This window comes from Actinoallomurus sp. CA-142502 (assembly GCF_050936355.1).
Classification (GTDB): Bacteria; Actinomycetota; Actinomycetes; order Streptosporangiales; family Streptosporangiaceae; genus Actinoallomurus; species Actinoallomurus iriomotensis.
The window spans coordinates 10,165,964-10,181,817 of the sequence record NZ_JBNJMY010000001.1 but is presented as its reverse complement, the minus strand read 5'-3'; the positions used below and the strand labels follow the sequence as shown (position 1 = coordinate 10,181,817).

The 15,854-nt window shown below is 70.5% G+C and carries 28 protein-coding genes; 27 read left to right on the top strand and 1 reads right to left on the bottom strand.

Annotated elements, in window-relative coordinates; all coding sequences use genetic code 11:
* The first annotated feature begins 58 nt into the window (after positions 1-58).
* The 11 genes from ACQEV1_RS47750 to ACQEV1_RS47700 all read left to right on the top strand — a co-directional run bounded on the left by ACQEV1_RS47750 (position 59) and on the right by ACQEV1_RS47700 (position 5,788).
* Positions 59-424: a helix-turn-helix transcriptional regulator gene (locus ACQEV1_RS47750; protein WP_433404308.1), complete on the top strand. Its 366-nt coding sequence runs from the start codon at positions 59-61 to the stop codon at positions 422-424.
* Positions 421-717: a hypothetical protein gene (locus ACQEV1_RS47745; protein ID WP_433404306.1), complete on the top strand. Its 297-nt coding sequence runs from the start codon at positions 421-423 to the stop codon at positions 715-717. Before ACQEV1_RS47750 ends, ACQEV1_RS47745 begins: the two co-directional genes overlap by 4 nt.
* 34 nt (positions 718-751) lie before the next feature.
* Positions 752-1,567: a hypothetical protein gene (locus ACQEV1_RS47740; RefSeq protein ID WP_433404303.1), complete on the top strand. Its 816-nt coding sequence runs from the start codon at positions 752-754 to the stop codon at positions 1,565-1,567.
* The gene (locus ACQEV1_RS47735) at positions 1,564-2,139 is read left to right on the top strand and encodes an ATP-binding protein (protein WP_433404301.1); all 576 of its coding nucleotides are present in this window, start codon (positions 1,564-1,566) and stop codon (positions 2,137-2,139) included. Before ACQEV1_RS47740 ends, ACQEV1_RS47735 begins: the two co-directional genes overlap by 4 nt.
* Positions 2,136-3,515, top strand: a complete 1,380-nt coding sequence (locus ACQEV1_RS47730) for a replicative DNA helicase (RefSeq protein ID WP_433404298.1) — start codon at positions 2,136-2,138, stop codon at positions 3,513-3,515. Before ACQEV1_RS47735 ends, ACQEV1_RS47730 begins: the two co-directional genes overlap by 4 nt.
* Before the next feature lie 16 nt (positions 3,516-3,531).
* Positions 3,532-3,741, top strand: a complete 210-nt coding sequence (locus ACQEV1_RS47725) for a hypothetical protein (RefSeq protein WP_433404297.1) — start codon at positions 3,532-3,534, stop codon at positions 3,739-3,741.
* Positions 3,738-4,049 carry a hypothetical protein gene (locus ACQEV1_RS47720; RefSeq protein WP_433404294.1) on the top strand — a complete coding sequence of 104 codons (312 nt, stop codon included), beginning with the start codon at positions 3,738-3,740 and terminating at the stop codon, positions 4,047-4,049. Before ACQEV1_RS47725 ends, ACQEV1_RS47720 begins: the two co-directional genes overlap by 4 nt.
* Positions 4,050-4,101: 52 nt before the next feature.
* Positions 4,102-4,692: a hypothetical protein gene (locus ACQEV1_RS47715; RefSeq protein WP_433404292.1), complete on the top strand. Its 591-nt coding sequence runs from the start codon at positions 4,102-4,104 to the stop codon at positions 4,690-4,692.
* Positions 4,693-4,764: 72 nt separating this feature from the next.
* Positions 4,765-5,430 (top strand): hypothetical protein, encoded by a 666-nt coding sequence (locus tag ACQEV1_RS47710; RefSeq protein ID WP_433404289.1) that lies wholly within the window; start codon positions 4,765-4,767, stop codon positions 5,428-5,430.
* Positions 5,427-5,606: a hypothetical protein gene (locus tag ACQEV1_RS47705; RefSeq protein ID WP_433404286.1), complete on the top strand. Its 180-nt coding sequence runs from the start codon at positions 5,427-5,429 to the stop codon at positions 5,604-5,606. The genes ACQEV1_RS47710 and ACQEV1_RS47705 overlap by 4 nt, the downstream gene beginning before the upstream one ends.
* On the top strand, positions 5,603-5,788 hold the full coding sequence (locus ACQEV1_RS47700; RefSeq protein WP_433404283.1) for a hypothetical protein: 186 nt from the start codon (positions 5,603-5,605) through the stop codon (positions 5,786-5,788). The genes ACQEV1_RS47705 and ACQEV1_RS47700 overlap by 4 nt, the downstream gene beginning before the upstream one ends.
* A gap of 88 nt (positions 5,789-5,876) precedes the next feature.
* Here ACQEV1_RS47700 and ACQEV1_RS47695 read toward each other — a convergent pair whose 3' ends face one another.
* Positions 5,877-6,230: a hypothetical protein gene (locus ACQEV1_RS47695; RefSeq protein WP_433404280.1), complete on the bottom strand. Its 354-nt coding sequence runs from the start codon at positions 6,228-6,230 to the stop codon at positions 5,877-5,879.
* A gap of 91 nt (positions 6,231-6,321) precedes the next feature.
* Here ACQEV1_RS47695 and ACQEV1_RS47690 point away from each other — a divergent pair, with 91 nt between their 5' ends.
* From ACQEV1_RS47690 to ACQEV1_RS47615, 16 genes are all read left to right on the top strand, one after another.
* Entirely contained in the window at positions 6,322-6,609 is a 288-nt protein-coding gene (locus ACQEV1_RS47690; protein WP_433404277.1) for a hypothetical protein, read from the top strand.
* A 208-nt stretch (positions 6,610-6,817) separates the two neighbouring features.
* A complete protein-coding gene (locus ACQEV1_RS47685; protein WP_433404275.1) occupies positions 6,818-7,111 on the top strand; it encodes a hypothetical protein in 294 nt (97 codons plus the stop codon).
* 49 nt (positions 7,112-7,160) lie between these two features.
* Positions 7,161-8,492, top strand: coding sequence for a terminase large subunit domain-containing protein (locus tag ACQEV1_RS47680; RefSeq protein ID WP_433404272.1), 1,332 nt, complete (start codon positions 7,161-7,163; stop codon positions 8,490-8,492).
* Complete coding sequence (locus ACQEV1_RS47675; RefSeq protein ID WP_433404269.1) at positions 8,489-8,698, top strand: hypothetical protein; 210 nt, start codon at positions 8,489-8,491, stop codon at positions 8,696-8,698. The genes ACQEV1_RS47680 and ACQEV1_RS47675 overlap by 4 nt, the downstream gene beginning before the upstream one ends.
* Positions 8,695-9,867 (top strand): phage portal protein, encoded by a 1,173-nt coding sequence (locus tag ACQEV1_RS47670; protein WP_433404266.1) that lies wholly within the window; start codon positions 8,695-8,697, stop codon positions 9,865-9,867. Before ACQEV1_RS47675 ends, ACQEV1_RS47670 begins: the two co-directional genes overlap by 4 nt.
* Before the next feature lie 5 nt (positions 9,868-9,872).
* Positions 9,873-10,544 carry an HK97 family phage prohead protease gene (locus ACQEV1_RS47665; RefSeq protein ID WP_433404263.1) on the top strand — a complete coding sequence of 224 codons (672 nt, stop codon included), beginning with the start codon at positions 9,873-9,875 and terminating at the stop codon, positions 10,542-10,544.
* A gap of 127 nt (positions 10,545-10,671) precedes the next feature.
* Positions 10,672-12,183: a phage major capsid protein gene (locus ACQEV1_RS47660; protein ID WP_433404260.1), complete on the top strand. Its 1,512-nt coding sequence runs from the start codon at positions 10,672-10,674 to the stop codon at positions 12,181-12,183.
* Between the two features lie 66 nt (positions 12,184-12,249).
* A complete protein-coding gene (locus ACQEV1_RS47655; RefSeq protein WP_433404257.1) occupies positions 12,250-12,555 on the top strand; it encodes a hypothetical protein in 306 nt (101 codons plus the stop codon).
* The gene (locus ACQEV1_RS47650) at positions 12,552-13,163 is read left to right on the top strand and encodes a hypothetical protein (RefSeq protein WP_433404254.1); all 612 of its coding nucleotides are present in this window, start codon (positions 12,552-12,554) and stop codon (positions 13,161-13,163) included. The genes ACQEV1_RS47655 and ACQEV1_RS47650 overlap by 4 nt, the downstream gene beginning before the upstream one ends.
* Positions 13,160-13,597: a hypothetical protein gene (locus ACQEV1_RS47645; protein ID WP_433404251.1), complete on the top strand. Its 438-nt coding sequence runs from the start codon at positions 13,160-13,162 to the stop codon at positions 13,595-13,597. The genes ACQEV1_RS47650 and ACQEV1_RS47645 overlap by 4 nt, the downstream gene beginning before the upstream one ends.
* The gene (locus ACQEV1_RS47640; RefSeq protein WP_433404248.1) at positions 13,594-14,010 is read left to right on the top strand and encodes an HK97 gp10 family phage protein; all 417 of its coding nucleotides are present in this window, start codon (positions 13,594-13,596) and stop codon (positions 14,008-14,010) included. Before ACQEV1_RS47645 ends, ACQEV1_RS47640 begins: the two co-directional genes overlap by 4 nt.
* 12 nt (positions 14,011-14,022) lie before the next feature.
* Positions 14,023-14,343: a hypothetical protein gene (locus tag ACQEV1_RS47635; RefSeq protein ID WP_433404246.1), complete on the top strand. Its 321-nt coding sequence runs from the start codon at positions 14,023-14,025 to the stop codon at positions 14,341-14,343.
* Positions 14,343-14,552: a hypothetical protein gene (locus tag ACQEV1_RS47630; protein ID WP_433404243.1), complete on the top strand. Its 210-nt coding sequence runs from the start codon at positions 14,343-14,345 to the stop codon at positions 14,550-14,552. Before ACQEV1_RS47635 ends, ACQEV1_RS47630 begins: the two co-directional genes overlap by 1 nt.
* A 1-nt stretch (position 14,553) precedes the next feature.
* Positions 14,554-15,036 carry a hypothetical protein gene (locus ACQEV1_RS47625; protein ID WP_433404241.1) on the top strand — a complete coding sequence of 161 codons (483 nt, stop codon included), beginning with the start codon at positions 14,554-14,556 and terminating at the stop codon, positions 15,034-15,036.
* Entirely contained in the window at positions 15,033-15,539 is a 507-nt protein-coding gene (locus tag ACQEV1_RS47620) for a hypothetical protein (protein ID WP_433404238.1), read from the top strand. Before ACQEV1_RS47625 ends, ACQEV1_RS47620 begins: the two co-directional genes overlap by 4 nt.
* Before the next feature lie 68 nt (positions 15,540-15,607).
* Positions 15,608-15,853: a hypothetical protein gene (locus tag ACQEV1_RS47615; RefSeq protein ID WP_433404235.1), complete on the top strand. Its 246-nt coding sequence runs from the start codon at positions 15,608-15,610 to the stop codon at positions 15,851-15,853.
* The last annotated feature ends 1 nt before the right edge of the window (position 15,854 follow it).

Sequence of the window (15,854 nt, the reverse complement as noted above, 5' to 3'; positions counted from 1 at the left end):
GTCTAGTTGCCACCAACGATAGCCACATGGGATCATGTGTTCGAAGGAAGCTCTGCTGGTGTCCTACCACCGGCGAAGGCGTCCGGAGGACCGAAAGAAGAAAGAAGCCTCGGCCGGTGTCCTACCACCGACCGAGGCCATCAGAAGACCTGCCCCTCACCGCATCACCAGCTCAGAGAAGGCTTCGACGTTGAAGACTACCCAACGACAGCCAACGCCCTCACGCAAGGGTGACCGGCTTCTTCAGCTCCCCGAGATCAGCGAGACCTCCACGCTCACCGAGGCCACGCTCCGCTACATGCGCCACCGCGGCGAGGGGCCGCCGATCTTCAAGCTCGGCCGCCGCCTCGTCTGCTGGGAATCGGACCTGCACACGTGGATCGAAGGCGAGGCCGCGAAGGATGCCGAGGCCAGAGCGTCATGACCTCGCCTACCACGGCCGCCGGCAACGCCGGGCGACCTGATGACGCTGCCCACGACACGTTCGAGGCCTCGGTCGAGCACCTCGCCGACCAGGCCGTGACCGCGCGCAGCGTCGCGCTGTCCACACTGACGCACCACGTCTACTGCGCCGCCGAGGTGATCCACGCCCGGGTCACCGAACGCGGCGGCAGCAGCGAGGAGCGCGATGCCGAGGTCGCCGGGATGATCGAGGCGATCCGCGCCGAGGTCCACGCCCACCTCGACCGGCTCGCTGCCAAGAAGCCCGGGAGCTGAGCGCGTGGCCCGTCGGGGGCCAGACCGCTGGGATGTGGAGACCGCCGTCAAGCGGTCGACGCTCCCGGCGCCGTCACGCCTGCTCATCCACACCCTGTTGACACACGTCACGAACGGAACGCTGAAGGTGCCCGCAGAGTTCGCGCCGTCCCTGACCACCCTCGTGCAGGAGACCGGCCTGGGGCGCGGCACGGTGGCCGAGCATCTCAACCGCCTCGAAGCCGACGGCTGGCTGAAGCGCACTCGGCCGACGACGCGCGAGGCGCTGAAGCAGCACGCCCGGACGGGCTACACGATCTCCGCCCCCGTCCGGCTGCTGGACCAGTCCGAGAGCCGGACTAGTCCGGGAGCCGGACGGGGTGACGAGAAACCGCAGGACACGACTAGTCCGAGAGCCGGACTAGTCCGGGAGCCGGACGGGACTAGTCCGAGAGCCGGACACAATCCAATGTCTTTCCCAACGTCTTCTTCTCCTACGGAGAAGAAGACCGAGGGGGGTGTGGGGGGAACAACGATCCGCACCAAGGCCAACAGCGAGCACCCCGACTTCGCCGCCTGGTACGCGGAGTATCCCGCCAAGAAGCAGCGAGGGCAGGCCGTCAAGGCCTTCCCCAAGGCGCTCGCCAAAGCGGGCGGCGACGTCCAGGTGCTCATCGACGGCGTGAAGCGCTACCGCACCACCGACAAAGTCCGACGCGGCTACATCCAGAACCCCGCCACGTGGCTGAACGGCGAGTGCTGGCTCGACGAGCCCGAGCTGGCTGCCACCGGCACCGATGGCGTACCCGGCCACGGACCGCGCGCCCGGGTGAACGACCAATGGACCAACGGACAAGGAATCGAGCTGTGACCACCCCTGACGACTCGGCGGAGCTCTTCGAGCAGTGGCTCGCCGAGGACCGCGAGCGGCGGCTGAACCGCTTCTACTCCCGCCGCCCTGCCGCCTTCACGGCGCGCGGGAAGCTCGACGCCCGTGTGCATGCCTGGCTGGAGGCGCTCGTCGGCCGGCAGGCCCGGACGCTGCTGCTCGGCGGCCCGACCGGCACCGGCAAGAGCTGGTCGATCTGGAAGAGCGTGGAGACGCTGCTCGTCAATGGATGGCGGGGCGAGTGGGAGGTCGTCAGTGCGTACGAACTGAGCCGCATCATCGCCCCGCCGGTCGACGAGGAGCACCTCGACCGGCTCGCCGCCGTACAGCTCTTGGCCGTCGACGACATCGGCTCGGTCAAGGTCACTGACTGGGCCGCGGCCCACCTGCTCGGGCTCGTCGACCACCGATGGAGCCACCACCTGCCGACGATCGTCACGACCAACGCCCCGAAGCTCGGCGAGTTGCTCGGCGAGCGGATCGCGAGCCGTCTCGCCGACGGCGCGACCGTGGTCACCCTCGACGGCCCGGACCGTCGGAGGGCCGCCCAGTGACCACCGACCAGGACAACGGCAGTCTGCCCGGTCTCGCCCCGGCCGACTCCGTCATCGCCGCCGAGCAGGCCGTGCTCGGGCTCGCCATCCAGACCAAGGCCACCGGCGAGGCGATGGCCGACGTCCTCGCCCCCGGGGACTTCTGGCGCTCGGGCCATCAGACGATCGCGGAGACCATCACCGCGCTCGTCGAGGCGGGCGACCCGGTGAACCCGATCTCCGTGCTGGACCACCTGACGACCCGCGGCGTGGCCGGTGCGGTCGGCGGCGGGCTCACCCTGTCACAGCTCGCCGCACGCCGATCGACCAGCATGAGGTACGACGCGCAGATCGTGGCCGACGACGCCTTCCGTCGGCGCGTGCTGATGGCGCTCACGACCGCGCAGCAACTCGCCGCCGAGCCCGGGTTCGAGCCGGAGCGGCACGTCGACGTCATCCGGTCGGCGATCGACGAGGCGACCGCGAAGGTCACCGGCGAACAACCACCGACGATCGGTGAGGTCGTGCTCCGCCGCCTCGAAGACCTGGAGGCCGGCCAGCCCACGGTCGACGCCGTGCCGTTGCCGTGGGCCGATGTGCACCGCCTGCTCGCCGGCCTGCGCCCCGGCCAGCTCGTCGTCGTCGGCGCCCGGCCGGGCGTGGGGAAGTCCGTGACCGCCCTGGACATCGCCCGGTGTGCGGCCGTACGGAACGGCATGCCCGTCTTGCTGCACTCCCTGGAGATGACTGCGGCCGAGGTCGCCGACCGGCTCATGGCCGCCGAGGCGACGGTCGAGCTGGCCCGGCTCCGCGAGGAGAACCTCCAGCCGATGGACTGGGAGCGCATCGCCCGCGCTCAGGACCGCGTGCAGGAAGCCCCGCTCGTCGTCGACGATGACCCGCGCGTCACCCTCGCCCGGGTCCGCGCCCGGCTGCGCGGCATGGCCCGCACCGCCCCGGCGAAGCTCGTGATCATCGACTACTTGGGGCTGATGACGGCGCCGAGAGCCGAGTCGCGGGAGCGCGCGGTCGCGGAGTTGAGCAGGGGCCTGAAGCTCATGGCGATGGAGTTCGGCGTCGCGATCGTCGCGCTCCACCAGCTCAACCGGGAGTCGCTGAAGCGCAACGACAAGCGGCCCACCATGGCCGATCTGCGCGACTCCGGTGCCGTGGAGCAGGACGCCGACGTCGTGATCCTGTTGCACCGCGAGGACGCCCACGACAAGGAGAGCCCGCGCGCGGGCGAGCTCGACCTGATCGTGGACAAGAACCGATCCGGGCCCACCGGCGTGGTCTCGGTCGCGTTCCAGGGCCACTACGCCCGGACCGGCGACATGGCCGGTGGGCACTGGCCCACTGCCCCCACCGACGGCCGCCACCTGCGCGTCGTCGACTGACCGAAGGAGACCGCCCATGTCCACCACCGCCCCGCCGGCCGCGCCGGAGCGCAAGGCGCGGTGCCGGTACCGCGACCGCTTCGACAACCCGTGCGCCAACGAGGTCGCCGACGACGATCCGGCCAGCATCCAGCTCTGCCCGAGCCACGCCCTGCGTGCTGTGCAGATGCTCGCCGAGGCCGGAGTCATCCGCTACCAGCTCGCCAACCCCCGGAGGTCCGCGTGAGTCCCCAGTCCATCGAGAACATGACCGACCTGGCCGCCATCGTCATCGTTGCCGTCGTCGTCGTGATCAGCGTCGGCATGACCGCCCGCACCCGGATGCGCACCGACGCGGCCCGTCGTGCTGATGCCGACGGCAGGGCCGACGCCGCACTGAAGGAGGCCGAGCGGGTCCACCAGGAGTCCGTTCGGAAGCTCGCCGAGGCGCAGCAGCTCGCCGCCGACCTTCGCGCCCACCGCCAGTGGATCGAGGAGAACCCCGAGCGGTTCCTCGCCGCACTCCGCGCCCAGTTCACGACCACCGACCAGTAACAAGCCGGGCCGGGCGCATTGGAGCTGCGCCCGGCCCACGAAGGAGGATCTCATGACCGACACGACCGACCAGCAGCGCACCGAGGCTCTCGCCCGGTACGGCCAGCGCGTCACCGAACTCTGCGAGGCCCTGTACGCCATCGAGGACCCCGACGCCACCGCGACGTACCGCGTCCCCGAGGCGATCCAGAAGGAGGCCGCCTTCCTGGTCGAGGAAGGCCCGGCGGCGTACCTGCACTACGTCGAGAAGCTCGACGACGCGGCCGTCCGCGCCGACCTCGACCGCCACCTCGACGAGGTGCTCGGCGAGCAGGAAGCCACGGATCTGCCGATCGTCCTCAGCGGCGGCGTGCACCGCTGCGGACGGTGCCTGCTCTCCTTCAGCACGCAGACCTACCACGTCATCCACGACCTCGGCACCCGCGACGGCCACTGGCGATACGCCGACATCTGCCGCGGCTGCGCCACCGCCGATCCCGCGCTGTCCCACTGGCAGCGGCTCTGCGACGTCGCCGACGTCATCGACTCGCTGATGCAGGTCGCGCCCGACAAGCGCACCCGCAACCTGTTCGCCGCCCAGCTCAAGGGCACCGCCGACCACTTCGCCCGCTGGCGCTGGCCAGAAGACGACGACGAGCGCTGACCAGACCGTCCGGGGCGCTCGCACGCCGGGCGCCCCGGCCGCCGACTCTCAACCGTCCGACATGGGGGCACGATGACGACCGACCTTCACGAGCTTGGCGACCTGGTCGACGACGCTGTCGCCGAACTGCTGGCCCTGCTCCCCGCCCTCGCGGCCGCGCTCGAACGCGACAGCGGCGCCGGCGAAGGCGAACGCGTCGCCACGTCCACGAACGTCCACGTCCTACCCGTGAACGGTGACGTGCTCACCGCGGCGCTCATGCTCCAGGACGAGGCATGGCCGGCTGCGCACGCCGCCCGCTCGTGGCTGAACGAGCCCGGCGACAACCTCGGCCTGGAGCGCACCCTCGACTCTCTCGGCGTCCTGTACCGCCGTCTCGTCGGTCGGCAGTTCAACAGCCAGGCCCGCCGCCTCGCGGCCACCGTGCTGCGCTGGCATCGAGTCACCCGCCAGGCGATCGGCCTTTCCCGCCGCGCCGTGCCCCTCGCCGGCAGCATGGGCGCCATCACCTGCCCTCTCCACGACGACCCGCTCGTCCAGCTCCGACAGCGCGGCGACGAAGGCACCCTCGACGAGACCGCCCGCGGCGACCGCGAAGCGATCAGGTGGCAGCGCGGCGGCGGCCTCTACTGCCCCTCGCGCGACTGCGACGGCGAGTGGGGCCCGAGCGAGTATGCGTTCCTCGGCCGGCTCGTCGCCGAGCAGCGCCGCCGCCTCGCACCCCAGGAGACCGCATGATCGAGATGGCCGAGCTACGCCAGCGGCTGCACAAAGCGCTGACGCAGGAGCACTATCGCCGCGCGCATGAGCGCATCGAAGCCTCTCCTGAAGAGCACTGTGCAGCCTTCACCGACGTCGCCATGGCGATCTTCGGAGATGTCGTCCTCAACCAGACGGAGGAGCGGAGGACGTGACCCTCATCGACACCGAGTCCGCCGCGCTGATGCTCGGCACCACGCCCAACGCCGTGCGGATCTACGCCTGCCGCTACCCGGAGCGGCTGCCTCGCCGCGACCGGGACGCCCACGGCCGCACGCTCTACGCGATCGAGGACGTCGAGGCCATCCTCGCGACGCGCCGTAACCAGGCAGCTTGATCACCGCTGCTCACGCATGGTGAAATAGAGACCTGCCAGTGGCAGAGCTGTCTTCAGAGCCCGGTCCCCTGCCGGGCTCTTCGCATTGCTACAGGCGGAAACCGTTCGCCGTGCACCAGCTCTCCAGCCGCGGCACGCTCGGCCCGGCAGTCGCCGCCGGGTCCGTCGCGATCTGGTGGACATCCGGCACCGCCGTCTTCAACGCCAGCGTCTGCGCCTGAATCCGCATCGTCAACGCGCGGACATCGTTCACCTGCGCGTACTTCGCGTTCGCTTCCAGTGTCCTGGCCTCGGCCAGCTTGTGGCACATCTCGGTGGCCTGCTCGTCGATCGTCACCTTCGGCGTGGCCGTCACCGTCTTCACCGGCGAGGCTGCCACACCGTGCCCGCCGCACCCGGCCGCGAGCAGCAGCGCCCCCGCGGCGACACACACCCTGAGCATTCGACGTCCCTTCCGTTCGTGGATCCCCCGGTCGCACTGGGACGCTCACACCCGCGCGCCGGTTGCCGCACCTGCCCGGAGGTGGACAGCTGTGGGAAGTGACGGACGTACCGGCCGTCCATGGCGTAGGGCCAGGGCGCAGGTGCTCGCCGCCTCCACGGTGTGCGTGCTGTGCGGGCACGAGGGGGCGGGCGACGTCGACCACGACCCGCCGCTCACCGTGATCAGGGCGCTCGGCCTGGACCCGTGCGACCCGGCGCTGCTGCGTCCCGCGCATGGCTCGCTGTCCCGGTGTCCCACGTGCGGCCGGTGCTGCAACCAGATCAAGGGGAGCCGGGCGGCCATGCCGCCGCCCCTGAACACCTCTCGACGGTGGTAACAGCGCGTGACACTGGCCGGTGAGGCGTTCTCGCAGGTCACGGGCGATCATGGCGTTTCCGCAGGTCAGGGGCTTTTTGATCACCAGGGCGGACCACCCCGCGCCAGCGGCTCCCTTTTTCTCTCCCCGACCTAACAAACGCGCAGGTCAGGTGCCTGATCGGCCAGTTCCTTGATCGTGTACGCAGAGTCATTTTCTGGGGGTCGCGGTGGCTGCTGAAGGCGATTACGGGCCCATCGAAGCCAAGACGCGTGAGGCCGTCGACGAGCTCGGCTCGCTGGAGGGTTTCCAGGCGCCGCTGGCCGAGCTGGCGTTCGCGCTGGCGCAGCGGATCGACGGCGGCGCCACCGGTATGGCGATGTCGGCGAACGCCCGGGAGCTCCGGGACACCATCAAGGCGATGACGGAGGCGGCCGATGTCAGCGATGCCACTGCCGAGCTCCTCCGTCAGCTCGCCGCCCCTGTCGTGTCCCCCGAGGTTCGGGACCCCGCGACGTCTTGACCGGCCGACGCTCGGTCCGAAGGTCGCGGAGGTTGCGCGGCTGTTGGGCATGCCGCTCATGCCGTGGCAGCAGCACGTCGCCGACGTGGCGCTGGAGGTCGACCCGGACACGGGCCTGCTGGCGTACCGCGAGGTCGACCTGACCGTCCCCCGGCAGAGCGGGAAGACCTCGCTGCTGCTGGCCGTGATGGTGCACCGGGCGCTCGGCTTCGGCCGACGCCAGAACATCGTCTACACCGCGCAGACCCGCAACGACGCGCGCAAGAAGTGGGAAGACGACCATCTCCCGATCCTCGACGCCTCGCCGCTGCGGGCGATGTACGAGGTCCGCAAGACCAACGGCAACGAGGCCATCAAGTGGTCGAACGGCTCGATGCACGGCATCACCAGCTCGACGGAGAAGGCCGGCCACGGCGCCACGCTCGACCTCGCAGTGATCGACGAGGCGTTCGCGCATGAGGACGCCCGGCTCGAGCAGGGCCTGTCGCCGACGATGATCACGCGGCCTCAGCCGCAGCTGTGGGTGCCGTCGACGGCTGGCACGGCACGGTCGGCGTACCTGCGGCAGAAGGTCGACACCGGCCGCGTGCGCGCCGAGCTCGGCCTGACGGACGCGGTGGCCTACTTCGAGTGGTCCGCGCCGCCCGACGCCGACCCGGCGGATCCGGCGACGTGGCGCGGCTGCATGCCGGCGCTCGGCCACACGATCAGCGAGGCCGCGATCCGCGCGGAGCACGAGCGGCTGCCGCTGGCGGAGTACCGGCGGGCGTACCTGAACATGTGGCCCGATGACGCGCCGGAGGAATGGCAGGTCATCCCGAAGGGGCCGTGGGAGGACCGGTGCGATCCGGAGTCCCAACCGGCCGGCCTGTTCGCGTTCGCCGTCGACATGACCCCGGACCGCTCGTACGCCGCGATCGGTGTGGCCGGGTACCGCGCGGACGAGCTGCTACACGTCGAGGTCGCCGAGCACCAGCGCGGCGGCGGCTGGGTGGTCGAGCGGATCCGGGAGATGCGGGACCGGTGGCGGCCGTGCGCGGTCGTCGTCGACGGTGCGGGGCCGGCCGGTTCGCTGATCGCCCCGCTGGAGGCCGCCGGCATCGAGGTCGTCAAGCCGAGCGCCCGTGACGTGATGCAGGCCTGCGGCCAGTTCTACGACGCGGTGTGTGACTCCGGTGAGCTGCGGCACCGCGGGCAGGCGCCGTTGAACGCCGCGCTGGCCGGCGCGGCGAAGCGACCGCTCGGCGACGGGTGGGCGTGGAACCGGCGCGGCCTGTCCGTCGACATCTCGCCACTCGTTGCGGTGACGAACGCCGCCTGGGGCCTGGCGACCCACGCCCACCTGGCCCGGAACTCCGATCCGCTGGAGAACATCTGGTGAACCGTCTGAACAGGCTGCGCCTGCTGGCCGCGACCGCCGCGGGGCACGCCGTCCGGGCCGCGCCCGGCATCGGCGGCCTGGCGCTCGTGTCCTACGGCGCGTGGCTGGCCTACCACCCGGCCGGGTTCATCATCGCCGGCGGCGGGCTGCTCGCCGACCGCGTCGCCGACGCCCGGCGCACCGCCCGACCCCGGGAGCAGTCATGAGCGTGCTGTTCGGTACGCACGCCCGCGAGCAGCGGGCACTGAGCTTCATCTCGCCGCCGATCCCGCGCAACTCCGAGGTCGGCCCCGGCAACGTCGGGTTCGACACCCACACCACCGAGGCCTCGCTGCAGAAGGTCGCCGTCTGGGCGTGCGTCAACCTGATCGCCACGTTCGCCGAGTGCATGCCCCTGGACGCCTACACCGGCCAAGAGCAGGACAAGCGGCAGGTGCCGCTGCCGGCCTGGCTCGCCGACCTGGGCGGTGACGGGCACGGCCTGCCCGACTGGCTCTACCAGCTGGTGTTCTCCCTCATGCTGCGCGGCAACGGCGTCGGTATCGTCGGCGCCCGCGACCAGCGCCTGGGAACACCGACGCTGATCACCCTCGCGCACCCCGACGACGTGTCCGTGCGCCGCGAGCAGAACGGCGCGCTGGACTGGCGCATCGCCGGCCGCCACGTCGACGCCGCGGAAGTCTGGCACGCCCGCGTCCACCCGGTCCCCGGCCGCGTGCAAGGCCTGTCCCCGATCGAGATGCACGCCCTGACGATCGGCACCGGCATCTCGGCGCTGCGGTTCGGCGCGCAGTGGTTCACCGACGGCGCGCACCCCTCCGGCATCCTGGCCAACGAGAACGACCTGAACAAGGCACAGTCCGACACCGCGAAGCGGCGCTTCATGGACGCCGTACGCGGGAACCGTGAGCCGGTCGTGCTCGGTAACGGCTGGTCGTTCAAACCGATCCAGGTCAACCCGAACGAGTCGCAGTTCCTGGAGACGAACAACTACACCGCCGCCGAGTGCTGCCGGATCTTCGGGCCCGGCTTCGCCGAGGTCTTCGGGTACGAGACCGGCGGGTCGCTGACCTACGCGAACGTCGAGCAGCGCTCCCTGGACCTGCTCACCTACGCGGCCGACCCGTGGCTGGTGCGGCTGGAACGGCTGCTGTCCAAGCTGCTGCCCCGGCCGCGGTACGTGAAGTTCAACCGGGCCGCGCTGGTCCGCACCGACCTGCTCACCCGCTACCGGGCGCATGAGATCGCGCTTCGCAACCGGTTCGAGACGCCGAACGAGGTCCGCGAGGTCGAGGACATGCCGCCCGTCTCCTGGGGCGACGAGCCGCTCACCAACCCGACGCCGGCCCCGGCGCCCGTGAGAGTCGAGGAGTAACGACCGTGGACACCAAGGCCGACCGCGGCGCCAAGCGCGGCATCGAACGCCACTCCTACCCCGTGCAACTTCAGGTCCGCGCGGCGAAGGCCGGCGGCGCGACGACGATCGAGGGCTACGCCTCCGTCGTCGAAGAGGTCTTCGAGATGTGGGACATGTTCGGCCCTTACGGCGAAGTCGTGCGCTCCGGCGCGTTCACCAAGACCCTCGCCGAGAACCCCCAGGTGCAGCTGCTGCTGAACCACGGCGGCCTGGCCATGGCCTACACCAAGGCGGGCACGCTCCGGCTGGCTGAGGACTCCACCGGCCTGCACATGTCCGCGGACGTCAACCCGGCCCGCGGCGACGTCAGCGACATGCTCACGGCCCTGAGCGACGGCGACGTGGACGAGATGTCGTTCGCGTTCCGCGTGACCCGCCAGCAGTGGTCACCGGACTACGACCAGCGCGACATCCTCGAGGTCGACCTGCACCGCGGCGACGTGTCCGTGGTCAACTTCGGCGCCAACCCCGCCACCTCCGTCACCCTGCGCGCGCAAGACCTGGACCGGCTCGGCGAGGCGGACGCACGCGCCCTGGTCGAGCGGCTCCAGCGCCGCCTCGCCCCCAAGCCCCCAGCGACCGGCGGGACACCGCTGTCGCTGGCCCTGGCCGAAGCCGAAGCGCTCGGCCTGTAACACCGCCTGCACAACCCCTGACGCGCCGGAGCTCACGCCGGAACGCGCCGCCGCGCGCCACCACCTGAGCCACCACCCGAGCAGGCCGCAGGCGCGACCCACCATCGGCAACGAAGGAAGGACTCCCATGCTGGAGTTTCTGCGGCAGCAGCTCGCCGAGCTGCTGACCAAGCGGGCCGCGCTCAAGACCGAGCTCGACGCGGTCCTGGCCAAGCCCACCGAGGAGAAGCGCAACCTCACCGACGAGGAAACCAAGACGTTCGGTGAGAAGCGCGACGCGATCAAGGCGCTCGACACCGACGCCGAGGGCCTCCAGGCACGCATCGCCGAGCTCGAGGAGATCGAGCAGCGCAGCGAGAAGGCGAACGAGCTGCAGGCCAAGTACGGGCAGGACAAGCCCGGCACCGAGGCCCGCCGCGCCTCGGGCGTGAAGGTGACCCGCGAGCCGCTCACCTACGAGCGCGGCAACGGCCACTCCTACTTCCTGGACCTGGCCAAGGCCCAGCTCCGCAACGACGCCGGCGCGGCCGAGCGGCTCCAGCGGCACGCCGCCGAGCTCGACGTCGAGATGCCCGCCCGCGAGGCCCGGCGCCGCGAGCGCGCGGAGAACGAGATGCGCGGCCTGGACGCCGAGCTGCGCGCCCGCGGCGAGATCCGCAACGGCCAGGCGTCAGCGTTCGAAAAGCGCGTCAACCCGAACCGCACGGACGGCCAGGGCGGCTACTTCGTCCCGCCGCTGTGGCTGATCGACGAGTACGTGGACCTGCCGCGCTTCGGCCGGGCGTTCGCCAACACCGTCCGAAACATGCAGCTCCCGGCCGGCACCGACTCCATCAACGTGCCGAAGATCGCGACCGGCACCGCGACCGGCGTGCAGACCGCCGACGCCGGCAACGTCACGTCCCAGGACATGACCGACACGTTCGTGTCCGCGAACGTCCGCACCATCGCCGGCCAGCAGGACGTCGCGATCCAGCTGCTCGACCAGTCCCCGGCCAGCTTCGACGAGATCGTCTTCGCCGACCTGATCGCCGACTACAACATGCGGCTCGACACCCAGTGCCTCAACGGCTCCGGTTCGTCCGGGCAGCTGCTCGGCGTGCTGAACGTCTCCGGGATCAACGCGGTCACCTACACCGACGCGTCGCCGACGCTGCCGCTGATGTACCCGCCGCTGATGAAGTCGCTCTCGCAGGTCGCCAAGAACCGCAAGATGATGCCCTCGGCGGTGTTCATGACGCCGTCGCGGTGGTTCTGGGCGGCCTCGCAGCTCGACAGCCAGAACCGGCCGCTGATCCTCCCCGAGACCAACGCGCCGTTCAACCCGCTCGCGCTCCAGACCGGCGGCGACGTCGAGGGCCCGGTCGGCCGGCTGCTGAACTTCCCGATCATCGCGGACGGGAACATCCCGACCAACCTCGGCGCCGGCACGAACGAGGAGCGGATCATCACGACCCGCACCTCCGACCTTTACCTGTGGGAGGGCAGCATGCGCACCCGCGTGCTGCAGGAGGTCCTGTCCGGCACCCTCCAGGTCCGCTTCCAGGTCTACAACTACGCCGCGTTCATGCCGAACCGGCGCCCGGAAGCGATCTCCGTCATCTCCGGTACCGGCGTCATCGCCCCGACCGGGTTCTGATCCACCGGGGCGGGCCCGTGCGGTAGCGGGCCCGCCCCGGCCAACCACGAGGAAGGAGACCGGGCGATGCACGACCTGGGCGCCGAATTGCAGGGCTACAAGGACGAGCTCGCCGTCGTCGACGGCGACCGGGCGAAGGCTGTGCGAGGAGAGATCGACCGCGTGTCCAAGGCGATCGAGGAGCGCGCCGCCGAGCTGGAGAACGGGGCCAGCGAGCATGAGGAGGCCGGCCAGGACGTGCCCGCCGCCGAGGCGCGCGTCGAGGCCCGCCGGTACCGCGCGATGCTCGACGACGGCCAGGAGGACACCGCCGAGAGCAAGCCGACCGAGAAGGCCGTACCGGCTCGCGGCCAGGGTCGCAAGCGGGGATGAGCGTCACCAACGGCTACTGCACGGTGGCCGACGTGCGCGAGCAGCTCAACGACGTCGTCAACGAGCAGCTGAGCGAGGCGCTGCTGGAGCGGGCGGTCAACGCCTCCTCCAGGGCGGTCGACCGCTTCTGCCACCGGCGGTTCTGGCTGGACGCCGAGCCGGTCGCGCGCACCTACCGGCCATGTGAGCCGTACCGCGCCGACGTCGACGACATCGGCACCACCGCCGGCCTGGTCATCAAGACCGACACCGGCGGCGACGGCACCTGGGCGACGACCTGGCAGACCGGCGACTACGACCTGGAACCGCTGAACGCCGACGCTGATGGCCCCGCCTACGCCTGGTGGACGATCGTGAGCGTCGGCAACCAGCAGTTCTTCTCGCTGCCGCTGCGTCCCAGCCTCCAGGTCACCGCACGCTGGGGCTGGTCGATCGTCCCGGATGACGTCGAGACCGCGGCCCTGCTGAAGGCGGTCAGCCTGTTCAAACGCAAGGACAGCCCGCTGGGCGTGGCCGGCTTCGCCGAGTTCGGGGCGGTGCGGATCAGCAGGTCCGACCCCGACGTGGTCTCGCTGTTGCAGCCCTACGTGCGGCCGGAGTTCGCGTGAGTACCCCCACGCTCGGCGAGCTCCGCGCGGCCATCGCGGCGACGTTGCAGGTCGAGCTGCCCGAGCTGCGCGTGTATCAGCGGGTCGTCGACTCGCCGAACCTGCCGTGCGTGATCGTCCTGCCGGTCGGCGCCGGGTTCGCGACCGGCCTGGGCGGTGACGACGACTGGGACTTCGACCTGTACGTCCTGGTGTCCAAGGGCGACACCACCGTCGGTCAGGACGCGCTGGACGCCTACATCTCCTCCGACGGCGACAAGAGCATCCGGCGTGTGATCTGGCGCTTCGACGACCTCGGCATCGAGGGCGCCGAGGCGTCGGTGCGGGCCCAGCTCACCACCATGAGCAACTACGGCGGCCAGATCGAGGCGGCCGGCGTCGACCACATCGGCGCGACCCTGCGCCTCAACGTGGCGATCAGCGGCCCGTCGTGAGCGTCGACCGCAGCCAGCTGCAGGTGCTGATCCGGGATCTGCACGAGGTGCCCCCGGCGATCCGTAAGGAGTTCCGGCCGCTGCTGAAGAAGGCGGCCGAGCCGACGCTCGCGCGGATGAAGGCGAACGCGTCCTGGTCCTCACGGATTCCCGGCGCGATCACGATGCGGGCCGCGAACACCACCGCCGGCGTCCGGTTCCGCGTCAACGCCGGCCGCGCACCGCACGCCCGCCCGTACGAGAACCAGGGCGACCCGGGCACGTTCCGCGCGCCTTTGTGGGGCGACCGGGAGCACTGGTTCCCGCACCGCGCACGGCCGTTCTTCTACCGCGCGGTAGAGGCGACCGCCGATCGGGTCCGCGACGACATCGCCGACGGGCTCATGGACATCGCGGCACGACACGGCTTCTGAATCGAGGAGAGCATGGCACTACCTACCCAGGTGATCGGCCAGACCGGAACGGCGATCATCTTCGGCAACGCCAACAGCGGCGGCGACCAGTGCGTGACCGGCGCGGACGTGAAGCTGCTGGTCAAGAACGGCAGCGGATCCAGCATCACCGTCACGCTCGTCACGCCCGGCACGGTCGACGGCGATTTGGCGATCGCGGATCGGCAGATGACGGTCGCCGCGGGGGCGACGAACGGCATCCCCGTCACTGACCGGTACCGCGACCCGGCAACGGGTCTCGCATCCATCACCTACAGCTCGGCGACGACCGTGACCGTGGCGGTGATCCGCTGATGAAGCTCGTCACGATCAAGCACCCCGAGGCCGGGGAGGCGCAGGTCCCTGAGTCTGCCGTATCGCACTGGCGCTCGTCGGGCTGGGAGGTCGCCGAGGACAAGCCGGCCGCGCCGAAGCCGAAGACCGACGAGGACCCGGCCGACAACGAGGCCGGGGCGAGCAAGCCGAGCGGGAAGACGCGTCGGCGCACCAACGAGGGAGAGTGACATGGCGGCTACGCCTCTCGCGACGACCGACCGGTTCTACGCCAAGAAGGTCACAAAGATCGTCTTCGCTGCGACCGTGGCGAACAAGAACAGCCCCACCCGCAGCGAGATCAACGCGGGCAAGGAGCTGTCCGGGCAGTGCAGCGAGGTCAACGGGTTCAACACCACTTCGAACCTGATCGACACGCCGGACTACGGCAGCGACTTCACCGGCAAGATCCCCGGAGACGTCCAGGCCGCAGACTCGAGCCTGAAGTTCTACCAGGACCGCGCGACGGCCGACATCCGCACGCTCCTGCCGCGCGGCACGACCGGCTACATCCTGATCATGTGGGGCGGGGATGTTCCGACCCAGCTCATGGACGTCTTCCCGGTCACGGTCAGCTCGGTTTCCAAGACCATCCCGGACAACGCCGCAGCGGACATGACCGTCTCGTTCGCGATCACGTCCGAGCCGGCCGAGGACGTGACGATCCCGGCATGAGCAACACAAAGAAGGCCGGCCGCCGGGAACGGCTCCTCGCCCGGCGGCGGCCGACGTTCGACTACCAGCTCGCCGTCGAGGACGACACGGCCGCGGTGGCCGAGCTGGCCGCGGCGAAGGAGTCGCTCGAGCTCGCTCGGTTCCGCGAGGACGACGCCGCTGAGCAGGCCGTTGCCGAGGCAGAGGAGCGGCTGGAGAAGGCACGTGCGGCGGTGGCGGCCTGCTATGAGCCGGTGCCGCTGGTCGCGCTGGAGCCGAAAGCGTTCGAGGCGCTGCGGGCCAAGCCGGAGCACGCGCCGAGGGAGGGCGAGGACGAGAAGTGGAACGCTGAGACGTTCCCCCGCGCCTGCTTCCTCGCCAGCGTCGACACTGCCGACCTGTCGGCCGATGAATGGGCCGGGTTCATCGACTCCAACCTGTCGGCGGGCGAAAAGGAGTCGCTGTTCCTGGCGGCCGTCGGGCTGAACGCCCGCTGGCCCTCCGGGAGCATCCCAAACGACTGAAGGCAGACCCGGAGCTGCAACTCGAGCTCCAGGTCTGCCACCACTACCGCATCCCACACTCCACGTTCTTGGAGTGGTCGCAGGACGACCGCGACAAGGCGATCTGGATGCTCGTCCGCGAACGGCAGACCTGCCCGTCGTGCGGCACCCGAGCTGAGGAGTGGGACCCCGAGCAGGGCGGTGACCGCGCCGCTTACCGGGCCGTCGTGGACGTGTGCCGCGGCTGCCAGGAACGCGAGTCCCGCGAAGACACCCTGACCGATGACCAGCGAGGCCGTGGCGTGTTCGTGCGCCTCGAACCGTACGGGAGGTGAG

What these genes read in the sequence shown, in the direction of transcription:
- ACQEV1_RS47745 (WP_433404306.1), top strand. Translation starts at nt 421, where the DNA reads ATGACCTCGCCTACCACGGCCGCCGGCAACGCCGGGCGACCTGATGAC.
- ACQEV1_RS47725 (WP_433404297.1), top strand. Translation starts at nt 3,532, where the DNA reads ATGTCCACCACCGCCCCGCCGGCCGCGCCGGAGCGCAAGGCGCGGTGC.
- ACQEV1_RS47715 (WP_433404292.1), top strand. Translation starts at nt 4,102, where the DNA reads ATGACCGACACGACCGACCAGCAGCGCACCGAGGCTCTCGCCCGGTAC.
- ACQEV1_RS47710 (WP_433404289.1), top strand. Translation starts at nt 4,765, where the DNA reads ATGACGACCGACCTTCACGAGCTTGGCGACCTGGTCGACGACGCTGTC.
- ACQEV1_RS47705 (WP_433404286.1), top strand. Translation starts at nt 5,427, where the DNA reads ATGATCGAGATGGCCGAGCTACGCCAGCGGCTGCACAAAGCGCTGACG.
- ACQEV1_RS47695 (WP_433404280.1), bottom strand. Translation starts at nt 6,230, where the DNA reads ATGCTCAGGGTGTGTGTCGCCGCGGGGGCGCTGCTGCTCGCGGCCGGG.
- ACQEV1_RS47680 (WP_433404272.1), top strand. Translation starts at nt 7,161, where the DNA reads ATGCCGCTCATGCCGTGGCAGCAGCACGTCGCCGACGTGGCGCTGGAG.
- ACQEV1_RS47670 (WP_433404266.1), top strand. Translation starts at nt 8,695, where the DNA reads ATGAGCGTGCTGTTCGGTACGCACGCCCGCGAGCAGCGGGCACTGAGC.
- ACQEV1_RS47660 (WP_433404260.1), top strand. Translation starts at nt 10,672, where the DNA reads ATGCTGGAGTTTCTGCGGCAGCAGCTCGCCGAGCTGCTGACCAAGCGG.
- ACQEV1_RS47655 (WP_433404257.1), top strand. Translation starts at nt 12,250, where the DNA reads ATGCACGACCTGGGCGCCGAATTGCAGGGCTACAAGGACGAGCTCGCC.
- ACQEV1_RS47650 (WP_433404254.1), top strand. Translation starts at nt 12,552, where the DNA reads ATGAGCGTCACCAACGGCTACTGCACGGTGGCCGACGTGCGCGAGCAG.
- ACQEV1_RS47635 (WP_433404246.1), top strand. Translation starts at nt 14,023, where the DNA reads ATGGCACTACCTACCCAGGTGATCGGCCAGACCGGAACGGCGATCATC.
- ACQEV1_RS47630 (WP_433404243.1), top strand. Translation starts at nt 14,343, where the DNA reads ATGAAGCTCGTCACGATCAAGCACCCCGAGGCCGGGGAGGCGCAGGTC.
- ACQEV1_RS47625 (WP_433404241.1), top strand. Translation starts at nt 14,554, where the DNA reads ATGGCGGCTACGCCTCTCGCGACGACCGACCGGTTCTACGCCAAGAAG.
- ACQEV1_RS47620 (WP_433404238.1), top strand. Translation starts at nt 15,033, where the DNA reads ATGAGCAACACAAAGAAGGCCGGCCGCCGGGAACGGCTCCTCGCCCGG.